The sequence below is a fragment of the Actinomadura darangshiensis genome (genome assembly GCF_004349235.1).
In the GTDB taxonomy this organism is placed as follows: domain Bacteria; phylum Actinomycetota; class Actinomycetes; order Streptosporangiales; family Streptosporangiaceae; genus Spirillospora; species Spirillospora darangshiensis.
Genome location: NZ_SMKY01000276.1, coordinates 1 through 11,866 on the forward strand (window position 1 = coordinate 1; position 11,866 = coordinate 11,866).

The window sequence follows — 11,866 nt, forward strand, 5'->3', positions numbered from 1 at the left end:
GGCGCGGCGGGTCGGCGTTCGTGCATGACGATCTGCGGGAGGGGGACCGGGTTTCGATCGGCGGGCCGCGCAACAACTTCCGGCTCGTCCCGTCGGAGCGGTACCTGTTCATCGCCGGCGGCATCGGGATCACCCCGCTGCTGCCCATGGTGCGGCAGGCCGAGATGCTCGGCATCGGGTGGCGGCTCCTCTACGGCGGCCGTTCGCGCACGTCGATGGCCTTCCTGGACGTCCTGAACGCGTACGGCGGCAAGGTCACCGTCGTCCCGCAGGACGAGAAAGGGCTCCTCGACCTCCCGGCTTGGCTGGGCGAAGCCGACCCGGCCACCAAGGTCTACTGCTGCGGCCCCGCTCCCCTGCTCGAAGCCGTGGAGGCCCGCTGCTCCGCCTGGCCGCGAGGGCTGCTGCGCACCGAGCGCTTCGTCGCCAGGGATTACGGGGCCGTCCGGGACGAGCCGTTCGAGCTGAGGCTGGAGCGGTCCGGCAGGTCCGTGACGGTCCGGCCGGGACAGTCGGTCCTGGACGCGGTCGGCGGCATGGGCGTGGGCGTCCTGTCGTCCTGCCGGCAGGGGCTCTGCGGGACGTGCGAGACGCCCGTCCTCGAAGGCGAACCCGACCACCGCGACTCGATCCTCGACGACGGCGAACGCGACGCCGGCGACTGCATGTTCGTGTGCGTGTCGCGCTCCCGCTCCGACCGGCTCGTCCTGGACCTTTGAGAGGAACCGGCATGGCCGCTGTTCAGGCTCCGCCCGCCATCGACGCCGACCCGTTCGGGCACGACGCCCTCGAAGATCCGCTACCGCTGCACGCGCGGCTGCGCGACACCGCGCCCGTCACGTACCTGACCAGATACGACGTGTTCGCGCTGGCGCGGTATGAGCACGTGCACGCGGCGCTCGCCGACTGGCAGGGCCTCCAGTCTGCCGCCGGGGTCGGGCTCAGCAACTTCCGGCACGAGAAGCCGTGGCGCCCGCCGAGCCTCCTCCTGGAGGCCGACCCGCCCCGGCATGACGCACCCCGGGCCGTCCTGGCGAAGGTCCTTGGACCCCGGGCGCTGCGGCGGCTGCGCGAAGCCTGGTTCGCCGACGCCGAGGAACTCGTCGACGAGGTGCTGCGGGCGGCCGAGTTCGACGCCGTGGCCCGACTCGCGGAGGCGTTCCCCCTCCGGGTCTTCCCCGACGCGGTCGGTCTCGGGCAGGACGGCCGCGAGAACCTCCTCCCCTACGGCGACCACCTGTTCAACGCGTTCGGGCCGGTGAACGACCTGGTGGAGAAGGGCCGGCCCCGCGTGGGGGAGCTGTCCGGCCGGGTCAACGCCCAGTGTGCGCGCGACCGGTTGAGTGAGGACGGGTTCGGCGCGCAGATCTGGGCGGCGGCCGACCGGGGCGACATCACGCACGACCAGGCGCCGCTCGTCGTCCGGTCCTTGCTGTCGGCGGGCGTCGACACGACCGTGCACGGGCTCGCCGCCGTCCTCTACGCCTTCGCCGTCAACCCCGGGCAGTGGCAACGGCTGCGCCGCGAACCGCATCTTGCGCGGACGGCGTTCGACGAGGCCGTCCGGTGGCAGTCGCCCGTCCAGACGTTCTTCCGCACCGCCGTCGGCGACCGGGAGATCGCCGGGACCGTCGTCCCGGACGGCCGGAAGATCCTCATGTTCCTCGGCGCCGCCAACCGCGACCCGCGGCGCTGGGACGACCCCGACGCGTTCGACCTCGCCCGCGACCCGTCCGGCCATGTCGGGTTCGGGATGGGCATCCACCAGTGCGCCGGCCAGCACGTGGCGCGCCTGGAGTCCGAGGCGCTCCTGACCGCACTGGCCCGGCGCGTCCGGCGCATCGAACTCGCGGGCGAGCCGGTGCGCCACCACAACAACACGCTGCGGGCCTGGAAGACCCTGCCCGTCCGGGTGTCCTGACTAGAGGCGGACGTACTCGTAGTCGAAGGACCGGCCGTTGATCCCGTTGCGCGGCGGGGCGATCCAGCCGGCGATCTTGCCGCGTTCGTGCACCGGCCTCATCAGCGACCGGACGTGGGTCTTGTCGACCTCCGTCGGGAGCCAGGCGCCCTTGCGCCCGTCCCATTCCGAGGCGTCGAGCATCTCGCCCCGCGGGGTGGCCTCGATGCCGGCGAACGCCCCGACCTTGCGGTTGAAGGCGACGCTCGGCAGGTAGAGGCGCTGCGGCAGGCCCGCCTCGGACAGGATGCGGTTCCACCGGTTGACGCCGCTCTGGCAGTCGGAGACGTACTCGCGGCGCAGGTCGGTGTTCAGACCGGTCAGCGCGGCGACCTCGGCCTGGCTGATGGAGCCCTCGACCAGGGCGTCCACCATGAAGGCGTCGTCGGTGAGGCGGTGGTCGTCCTTGCGCCGGCCCTCCATCCAGCGGCCCTTGAGCCCGGCCGTGTAGTAGTTCGCCACGTTGCTGGACGTCTCCGAGCCGAACAGGTCGAGCGATACCGAGTAGTGGAAGTTCAGGTACTTCTGGAGGACGTCCAGCGAGATCGCGCCGTGCGCGGTGACGTCGTCGGTGTCGTGCTCCTTCATCAGCTGGACGGTCCGCTCGACGATCCGGTCGATGCCCGTGGTGCCCACCATCATGTGGTGGGCCTCTTCCTTGAGCATGAACTCGCAGGTGCGCGACAGCGGGTCGAAGCCGGACTCCTTCAGCGTGCCGAGCTGGTACTTGCCGTCCCGGTCGGTGAAGTAGGTGAACATGAAGAAGGACAGCCAGTCGGGCGTCTCCTCGTTGAAGGCGCCCAGGATGCGGGGAGACTCGTCGCTGCCGGAGTTTCGGTGCAGGAGCTCCTCGGCCTCCTCGCGTCCCTCGCGTCCGAAGTAGGCGTGCAGGAGGTAGACCATCGCCCACAGGTGGCGGCCCTCCTCGACGTTCACCTGGAACAGGTTGCGCAGGTCGTAGAGGCTGGGCGCGGTCGCGCCGAGGTTGCGCTGCTGCTCGACCGACGCGGGCTCGGTGTCCCCCTGGATCACGATCAGCCGCTGCAGGTCGGCCCGGTACTCGCCCGGCACCTTCTGCCAGGCGGGCTCCCCCTTGTGCTGCCCGAAGCCGATGCGCCGGTCGCCGTCGCGCTCGGCCAGGAAGATGCCCCACCGGTAGTCCTTCATGGCGACGTGCCCGAAGTTCGCCCAGCCCTCGCGGCCGACGTTCACGGCCGTGCGCAGGTAGACGTCCTGCGTCGGCAGGGTCGGGCCCATCGACTCCCACCAGTTCAGGAAGTTCGGCTGCCACGACTCCAGGGCCCGCTGCAGCCGCCGGTCCTCGTGCAGGTCGACGTTGTTCGGGATCTTCTCGGTGTAGTCGGCGGTGGTCGCCATACGCTGCTCACACTCGCTTTCGGTCGAAGTCGGCGCGCTGACCGGTGCCGTAGCGGCGCAGGGCGCCGTCGGGGCCGGACGCGTTCGGACGGGTGAAGATCCAGTTCTGCCAGGCCGTCAGCCGCCCGAAGATCTTGGTCTCCAGCGTCTCCGGGCCGGGGAACCGGTAGTTGGCCTCCAGGCCGGTGAGCGCGTCGGGGCTGAAGCTGGCCCGCTCCTCGATCGCGATGCGGACCTCCTCGTCCCAGTCGATGTCGTCGGGCGCGAACGTGACCAGTCCGAGGCGCTCGGCGTCGCCCGCCTCAAGCGGTTTCCCGGACGCGTCGCGGACGGCCGCCAGGGCGCCGTCGTCGCCGAGGAACCGGGTCTCCAGGCGGGTCAGGCCGTTGCTCATCGGGAGCGGGCCCAGGTTCATCGCGTCCACGGTGACCGTCGCGGGGTCGGCGTCCGGGTCGACGTCCTCGAAGACGCCTTCGAGCTGGTACGTCCGGTCGGCGGCGAGCGCGATCTCCAGCAGTGAGCCCGCGAAGCAGCCGCCCGGCTCGATCAGGGCGATGAGGCTGCGGCTGGTGACGTCCAGGCGCTTGAGCGTCCGCTTGAGGTAGTGCAGCATCTCGTTGGCGAGCCAGTCGCCGGCGTTGTCGAGCAGCAGCCGGTCATGCGCCAGGACGTGCTCCGCCCGGCCGGTCGTGCGGAACACCCATGTGCCGAGTTCCAGCTCGTTGGTGCGCAGGTCGAGGATCAGGTCGTCAAGCTCGCGGGTCATCGCGAACGTCCAGAAGCCGGCGTCCCGGAAATCTCCGGGTGAGGCGTCCGGGCCCGCGATCGTGATCTCGACGGCGCCCGCGGCGCGGTCCAGCTTCGCCGACACGTGCCGGTAGGTGATCGACGTGCCGGTCCGCTCCTTGCCGAGCGGCGTGAGCGCGATGCCTTCGGCATCGTCCGGCCGGGACGAGCGCGCCGCCAGCTCCGCCGCGCGCCGCGCGACCGTCTCGTCCCAGGCGGTGCGGGGGACGGCCTCGTCCACCAGGCGCCACGCGACGGCCTTCTTCCCGCCCAGCCCCTCGGCCTTGGTGGAGAAGTAGTCGGCGCGGTCGCGCCGGACGTGCCGCTTGTCCGACACGCGGGTCAGGCCGCCGGTCCCGGGCAGGACGCCGAGCAGCGGCAGTTCCGGCAGCGACACCGCCGAGGACCGGTCGTCCACGAGCATGATGTGCTCGCAGGCGAGGGCCAGCTCGTAGCCGCCGCCGGACGCGGTGCCGTTCACGGCCGCCAGGTAGGTCTGGCCGGAGTTCGCCGTCGCGTCCTCGATGCCGTTGCGGGTCTCGTTGGTGAACTTGCAGAAGTTGACCTTCCAGGCGTGCGGGGACGCGGCGAGCATCCGGATGTTGGCGCCCGCGCAGAAGATCTTGTCCTTGCCGCTGGTGACCACCACGGTCCGCACCCCGGGGTGTTCGAACCGGAGCCGCTGGACGGCGTCGTACAGCTCGATGTCCACGCCCAGGTCGTAGGAGTTCAGCTTCAGCTCGTAACCGGGGACCAGGCCGCCCTGCTCGTCCACCGCCATCGTGAGGGTGGCGACCGGGCCGTCGACGTCCAGGCTCCAGTGCCGGTAGCCGGACGGCTCCACCCGGAACTCCACGTGCGGGGCGGTGCTCATGAGATGTCCTTCCGCCGGTGTCGTCTCCACCATATTCCACAAATTTCGTTCTACACGTCAAGAGTTTGTAGCACATCAGCCCGTGCGCCGCCCCGGACGGGACGGCGGCCCGGCCGGGGTCAGGGAGCGAGCAGGGTCGCGGCCAGCTCGCGGACCGCGAACCGGCGCAGCTTGCCGGTCGGCGTCGTGGGCAGCTTGTCCACGATCAGCACCTCGCGCGGGCGCTTGAACGACGCGAGCCCGGCCCGGCAGAACTCGATCAGCTCCGCTGGCCCGGCGGACGCCCCCTCCTTGAGGACGACGGCGGCGATCGGCTTGTCCAGGCCGTCGGCGTCCGCCAGCCCCACGACGGCCGCCATCGACACGGCCGGGTGCTCCAGGAGCCGCCCCTCCACCTCGGCGGGCGACACCCAGATGCCGCCGGCCTTCAGCATGTCGCCGGTGCGGCCGAGGCAGGTGTAGTAGCCGTCCTCGTCGACCACGTAGGTGTCGCCGGTGCGCAGCCACTCCCCCTGGAACACCTGCCGGGTCGTCTCGGTGCGGCACCAGTAGCCCGTCGCGATCGACTCGCCCCGTACCAGCAGCGAACCCGGCGTCCCCGGCTTGACCTCGGTCCCGTCGGCGTCCACGACCCGAAGCTCGTAGCCGGGCACGGCGGTGCCGGTCGTCCCCGGGCGCACCTCCCCCGGGCGGTTCGACAGGAAGATGTGCAGGCACTCCGTCGAGCCGATCCCGTCGATGATCTCCACGCCGTACTTGGCGGTGAAGCGGCGGCACAGCTCGGCGGGCAGGGGCTCGCCCGCCGACACCGCCAGCCGGACGGACGCGAACGCCTCCGCCGGGACGTCGGCGTTCAGGATCGCGGCGAAGAAGGTCGGGACGGCGAAGAACAGCGTCGGGCGGTACTCGGCCAGCCGCTCGGCCACCGACGCGGGCGTCGGCCGGTCGGGATCCAGGATCGTCGTCGCGCCGGTGGCGAGGGGGAAGAACAGCGAGTTGCCGATCCCGTAGGCGAAGAACAGCTTGGCGACGGAGTAGCAGCGGTCCTCGGGGGTGATGCCGAGGACCTGGCGCCCGTAGGTCTCCACGACGTGCCGGATGTTGGCGTGCCGGTGCATCGCGCCCTTCGGCTTGCCGGTCGTCCCGGACGTGTAGAGCCACAACGCGCTGGAGTCTTCCGCGGTCATGTAGGGCTCGGCCAGCTCACCGCCATGGGCGCGCCCCTCGTGGACCAGGTCCTCGAAGGAGCCGACCCGCACGCCGTCCGGGGCCCGCAGCGTCGCGTCGCCCTCGACCGCGACGCGCCGGACGCCGGGCGCATGCGCGACGGCCGACTCGGCCGCGACCGCGAACCGGTCGCTGACCAGCAGGACCCTGGCCCGCGCGTCGTTCAGCAGAGCGGCCAGCTCGGCACCCGTCAGCATCGTCGACACCGGGACGGGCACGGCCCCGAGCCGCATCGCGCCCAGGATCGCGGCGGCCATGGGAGGCCCGTCGGCCATGAACAGGACGACGCGTTCCTCGGCCCGCGTGCCCCACTGTTCGAGCCCCGCCGCGATGTGCCCGGCCAGCTCGGCCAGCTCGCCGTAACTCAGATCGCCGCCCGGCCCCGTAATGGCCGTCCGGGCGGCGGTCTCCGGCCGGAACGCGGCCTGAAGCAGGTACTCGGACGCGTTGAACGTATCGGGCGGGACCGGTGCGGTCGCCGTTTCAGCGGTCATCGGGGTCTCCACTCGCCGGGAACCGTGCCACCAATGCTCTACAGACACGCAACGCTAGTCAATAGACTTGTGGAACGATGCCCCGGTCGCATGGGCTGCGGGGCGCCAGGAGGCGGGCCCTTCGACTCCCATCATGACGGCAAGCACTTCCGCCGGCCAACGCATCGAACTGGAGTGCGAGGAAGCACAATCGCCTGTACGATCCCAACCACTGTCACGGTGCGTATACAGATGATGACCGAAAGCCCAGCATGCGCTTCGCAAGGGCCTGGTCCGAGTTCCGAGGCGTCTGGAGAGGGGGCATGCATGCGGGCTGGCCGCCGTTACCGGCTGCAGTTCACTCCTGAACAAGCGGTGTTCGCGGATCGCATCGGCGGGACGTGCCGATCCGTATGGAACACAGCCCTGGAACAGCGCCGCAGCCATCAACGCCGAGGCGCGTTCATCTCCTATCGCGAACAAGCGGCCCAGTTGGCCGAGGCCAAGCGCGAACCGGGCCTGGAATGGCTGGTCGAGGCACCAGGACACTGCCTTCAGCAGACGCTGCTCGATCTTGATGCCGCGTGCCGTGTCCATGGTCCCTGGAAGGTCCATTGGCGCGGCAGAAGCGGCAGCAACCGCTGGACGCCGTCCTTCCGGTTCCCCGAGGGCGGCAAGATCCGGGTGGAGAGGCTGAACCGCAAGACCGGCCGGGTCAGGCTGCCCAAGCTGGGATGGGTCCGCTTTCGTTGGTCGCGTCCTTTGGGCGGATCCATCCGTTCGGCCACCCTCAAGCGCGATGGCCGCCACTGGTACGTCTCTTTCCTGGTCGATACCGGCCGACCGGAAAAGGCCGTGAGCCTGCAGCGCGGGCGAACCGGCGTCGACCGTGGCGTGGCCAACGCCATCGCCACCAGCGACGGTAACTTCTTCGACCGGTCCTTCTTGTCCGATGGAGAGCAGGAGCGGTTGCGCAGGCTGGAGCGCCGACGCAGCAAATGCCGTCCCGGATCCAGGCGCCGCCAGGCTACGAGGGAGAAGATACGCATCATCCGGCGACGCGAGCGCGATCGGCGACGCGACTTCTGCGTCAAGGCCGCCGACCTCGTCGTGTCGGGCAATGCCCTCGTCGTCCTGGAGAAGCTCAACATCCGGGGAATGACCGCCAGCGCGAAGGGAACCGCCGAGGAACCCGGCACGAACGTGGCGGCCAAGACCGGACAGAACCGAGCCATTTTGGACAAGGGCTGGCACTTGTTCGAGCTTGCGGTGCGGAACAAGTCCCGCGTCACGGGCGCCGTCGTGCGCACCATCAACCCTGCCTACACCTCGCTGACGTGCCCGGCCGAAGGCTGCGGCAACGTGGACGCGAACAACCGCAAGAGCCAAGCGGAGTTCGCGTGCACCTGCTGCGGCCATGCCGAACACGCCGACACCGTAGGCGCCAAGAACACTCTGGCCCGAGGGCATTCGGGTTTCAGGGCGTGGAGACCTCCAGCCGCTGGGCGGGTCGACGAAGCGCCAACCAGCGGGAAACCGTAAGGCATTACCGCTCCAGCTCGCACCACGCGAAATGGAATCCCCGACGGCTCAAGCCATCGGGAGGATGCCAAACTGGACAGCGTTGCATGGACGGGCGCGCCCCAGAAGGGCCCAGGAGGAGGAGCACATGGCCCGAAGCGGCAAGGACGCGGGGCACGCCGAGCCGAGGTTCCGGCGCCGGCGCGAGCTCGGCGCGGCGAGCGCGCGGTCGCTGCTGCTGACCGTGCTCGGCGAGTTCGTCCTCCCGGGCGGCGAACCGGTGTGGACGGCGACGTTCCTGCGGGCGCTCGGGCTGCTCGGCGTCGAGGAGAAGGCCGTCCGGCAGGCGCTCGCGCGCAGCGCCGGCGAGGGCTGGCTCGCCGGGGAACGGCACGGCCGCCGCACCGCCTGGCGGCTCACCCCGTCCGGTGAGCGGCTGCTCACCGACGGCACCGAGCGGATCTACGGCTTCGGCGGCCCGGTCGGCGACTGGGACGGGCAGTGGCTCATGGTGCTCGCCACCGTCCCGGAGACCAGCCGCAGGCTCCGCCACCTGCTGCGGACGCGGCTCGCCTGGAGCGGCCTCGGCAACCTCTCCCCCGGCGTGTGGGTCAGTCCGCATCCCGAACGCGAGCCGGAGGTGAGGGCCGTGCTCGGCGAGATCGGTGTCGCGGAGACCTCGACGCTCTTCGTCGGGCGGCTCGGCGACCTGTCCGAGGCGCGGCGCGTGGCCCGGCAGGCCTGGGACCTGGACGAGATCGAACTCGCCTACGAGGACTTCCTCGACGCCGTCGGCACGCTGCGTCCGGCCGATGATCCGGGGACGTTCGCCGCGCACGCCAGGCTCGTCCAGGAGTGGCGCCGGTTCCCGTTCCTCGACCCGGGCCTCCCGGCGGAGCTGCTCCCGGACGACTGGAGCGGCTCGCAGGCGTTCTCCCTCTTCCACGAGCGCCACGACACCTGGCGCCCCATCGCCGACCGCCAGTGGAAGGCGATGAGCGACGACTAGCCCTGCGGGGAGAGTCTCAGCAGGTTGACCGTGCCCTCGGCGACAACGCGGCCCTTGTCGTCGGTGATCGTCGACTGCCACGTCAGGTGGTCGCCCACCCGGTCGACGGGACGGGCGCGGGCCAGCAGCCGGCCGCCGCGCACGGCGCGGATGAACCGGGTGTGGTTGCTGACGCCGACGACCTGGTTGTCCAGCCCGGCCGTGAGCGCCGCGCCGATGCTGCACACCGTCTCGGTGATCGAGCAGTAAACGCCGCCGTGGACGATCCCGTACCCCTGCATGAGCTTGTCGGTGACGTCCAGTTCGGCCACGACCTCCCGGTCGGACGCCTCGGTGACCAGCAGGCCGAGGGTCTCGTCCAGCGGGCCGGCGTAACCGGGGTGTTCGACCGTCATTCCCGAAAGCTATCCAGCCGCCGAAACGAGCGTCAACGGCGTGCCGGACTGGTGTAGGAGGCGCATCGCCGGGAAAGCGGAGAGGATCCGCGGATGGGAGGTCCAGGAATGGGCAGTTTGATCGGACGGAACCTGCTCGCCGGCGCGGAACCCGACGTCGCCGCCGACGCCGGTTACGCCGACCCTCCCGACCGGATGGGCTTCTTCACCGACACGTCCGTGTGCATCGGCTGCAAGGCGTGCGAGGTGGCGTGCAAGGAGTGGAACGCCATCCCCGAGGACGGCCTGGAGTTCACCGGGATGTCCTACGACAACACGCAGGGCCTCGGCGCGGACACCTGGCGGCATGTCGCGTTCATCGAGCAGGACAAGCCGATGGGGAACGCCGAGTCCGGGATCGACGACAGCGACGCGCCCGGTGGCGGGGCCACCGACATGCGCTGGCTGATGGCGTCCGACGTCTGTAAGCACTGCACGCACGCGGCCTGCCTGGACGTGTGCCCCACGGGTTCGCTGTTCCGCACCGAGTTCGGCACGGTCGTCGTCCAGGAGGACATCTGCAACGGCTGCGGCTACTGCGTGCCCGCCTGCCCGTACGGGGTGATCGACCAGCGCAAGGACGACGGCCGCGTCTGGAAGTGCACGCTGTGCTATGACCGGCTCGGCGCGGGCCAGGAGCCGGCGTGCGCGAAGGCGTGCCCGACCGACTCCATCCAGTACGGTCCGCTGGACGAGCTGCGCGAGCGGGCCGCGATGCGCGTCGGCCAGCTCCACGACCTCGGTGTCGAGGACGCGCGCCTCTACGGCCACGACCCTGACGACGGCGTCGGCGGCGACGGCGCCTTCTTCCTGCTCCTGGACGAGCCGGAGGTGTACGGCCTGCCGCCGGATCCGGTGGTGTCCACGCGCGAGCTGCCGTCCATGTGGAAGCACGCGGGCGTGGCCGCGGCCGCGCTGCTCGGCGGGCTCGCCGCCGTCTTCGCCGCACACGGCCGCATTGGAGGCACGCGATGAGCTCGTCGGAGGTCGGCAAGGACGGCGTTCGGGGCGCGCGGCCAGGCCGGGAGGCCCAGGTGGGCAAGGGCCTGCGGCGCCGCCAGGGCCGGCACGGAAGACGGCGCGGCGAGAAGGCGATGGTGCCGGAGGCGGAGTTCACCTCCTACTACGGCAAGCCCGTCCTGAACCCGCCCGTCTGGAAGGCGTCCGACGTCGCCGCGTACCTCTTCCTCGGCGGCCTCGCGGGGGCCGGCTCGATGCTGGCCGCGGGCGCGCAGCTCACCGGGCGGCCGGCCGCCGCGCGGGCGTTGAAGATCTCCTCGCTGGGGGCCATCGCCGGTTCCACGGCCGCGCTGATCCACGACCTCGGCCGGCCCGGCCGGTTCTACAACATGCTGCGGGTCATGAAGCCGACGTCGCCGATGAGCGTGGGCTCCTGGGTGCTGGCCGGCTACGGCCCGGCGGCGGGCGCGGCGGCCGTCCTGGACGTGACCGGGCTGTTCCCGCGCCTGGGCGTTGCCGCGACCGCCGGGGCCGCCGCGCTCGGCCCGGCCGTCGCCTCCTACACCGCCGTGCTGATCGCCGACACCGCGGTGCCCGCCTGGCACGAGGTGCACCGGGAGTTGCCGCTGCTGTTCGTCGGGTCGTCGACGACCGCCGCGGCCGGCATGGCGCTGGTCGCCTCGCCCGTCCGGGAGACCGGGCCGATGCGCACGGCCGCCGTGTTCGGGACGGCGCTGGAACTGGCCGCGGCCAAGCGGCTGCGGCGGCGGGCCGGGCTCGCCGCCGAGCCGTACACGGTGGGCAGGGCCGGGCGGCTCGTGCGCGCGGGCGAGATCCTGTCGGCCGCGGGCGCCGCCGGGGGCGTGCTGCTCGGCGGGCGCGGCCGGGCGGGCGCGCTGCTCAGCGGCGCGGCGCTCCTGGCCGGTTCCGCTTGCACGCGCTTCGGTGTCTTCTACGCCGGGATGCAGTCGGCGGAAGACCCCAAGTACACCGTCGTTCCCCAGCGGGAACGCCTCGCCTCACGCGTGTCGGAGCCGACGTCCTGAAACTGTCGCCTTTCTGCAAGTACATTGCAATCTTGCGCAAGCTCTTGACCTGACTGCAAGAAGAGAGCATTCTCGCGGTGCTCGCGGACGGCCGTCCCCCACCCCCCAAGGCGCCCGCCAGGTGCCTCGTGTCAGGAGTTCGCCGAACATGTCTGCCAACGTGCAACGCGCAAGAGTCCCCCGCCGCAGATCCCTGCTC

General features: G+C 71.1%; 10 protein-coding genes. 6 read left to right on the top strand and 4 right to left on the bottom strand.

Going from position 1 to position 11,866, the window contains the following annotated elements; genetic code table 11:
• Together E1293_RS37360 and E1293_RS37365 are read left to right on the top strand one after the other, a co-directional pair.
• The coding region (locus tag E1293_RS37360) for a PDR/VanB family oxidoreductase (RefSeq protein ID WP_132203256.1) at positions 1-719 on the top strand (719 nt) is incomplete at its 5' end.
• Between the two features lie 11 nt (positions 720-730).
• A complete protein-coding gene (locus E1293_RS37365; RefSeq protein WP_132203258.1) occupies positions 731-1,921 on the top strand; it encodes a cytochrome P450 in 1,191 nt (396 codons plus the stop codon).
• Here E1293_RS37365 and boxB read toward each other — a convergent pair whose 3' ends face one another.
• From boxB to E1293_RS37380, 3 genes are all read right to left on the bottom strand, one after another.
• A complete protein-coding gene (gene boxB / locus E1293_RS37370) occupies positions 1,922-3,337 on the bottom strand; it encodes a benzoyl-CoA 2,3-epoxidase subunit BoxB (RefSeq protein ID WP_132203260.1) in 1,416 nt (471 codons plus the stop codon).
• Between the two features lie 7 nt (positions 3,338-3,344).
• Positions 3,345-4,997 carry a 2,3-epoxybenzoyl-CoA dihydrolase gene (boxC, locus tag E1293_RS37375; protein ID WP_132203262.1) on the bottom strand — a complete coding sequence of 551 codons (1,653 nt, stop codon included), beginning with the start codon at positions 4,995-4,997 and terminating at the stop codon, positions 3,345-3,347.
• A 119-nt stretch (positions 4,998-5,116) separates the two neighbouring features.
• A complete protein-coding gene (locus E1293_RS37380) occupies positions 5,117-6,718 on the bottom strand; it encodes a benzoate-CoA ligase family protein (RefSeq protein ID WP_132203264.1) in 1,602 nt (533 codons plus the stop codon).
• Positions 6,719-7,024: 306 nt separating this feature from the next.
• On the opposite strand from E1293_RS37380, the gene E1293_RS37385 reads away from it, so the two are divergent.
• Positions 7,025-8,239 (top strand): RNA-guided endonuclease InsQ/TnpB family protein, encoded by a 1,215-nt coding sequence (locus E1293_RS37385; protein WP_243717122.1) that lies wholly within the window; start codon positions 7,025-7,027, stop codon positions 8,237-8,239.
• 127 nt (positions 8,240-8,366) lie between these two features.
• Positions 8,367-9,227, top strand: coding sequence for a PaaX family transcriptional regulator (locus tag E1293_RS37390; protein ID WP_132203272.1), 861 nt, complete (start codon positions 8,367-8,369; stop codon positions 9,225-9,227).
• Here the strand turns inward: E1293_RS37390 and E1293_RS37395 are convergent.
• Positions 9,224-9,622, bottom strand: coding sequence for a PaaI family thioesterase (locus tag E1293_RS37395; RefSeq protein WP_132203266.1), 399 nt, complete (start codon positions 9,620-9,622; stop codon positions 9,224-9,226). The genes E1293_RS37390 and E1293_RS37395 overlap by 4 nt on opposite strands.
• Positions 9,623-9,817: 195 nt before the next feature.
• Between E1293_RS37395 and E1293_RS37400 the strand changes: the two genes are divergently transcribed.
• Together E1293_RS37400 and nrfD are read left to right on the top strand one after the other, a co-directional pair.
• A complete protein-coding gene (locus tag E1293_RS37400) occupies positions 9,818-10,636 on the top strand; it encodes a 4Fe-4S dicluster domain-containing protein (RefSeq protein ID WP_243717124.1) in 819 nt (272 codons plus the stop codon).
• Positions 10,633-11,667, top strand: coding sequence for an NrfD/PsrC family molybdoenzyme membrane anchor subunit (gene nrfD, locus E1293_RS37405; protein WP_132203270.1), 1,035 nt, complete (start codon positions 10,633-10,635; stop codon positions 11,665-11,667). The genes E1293_RS37400 and nrfD overlap by 4 nt, the downstream gene beginning before the upstream one ends.
• Positions 11,668-11,866 lie beyond the last annotated feature (199 nt).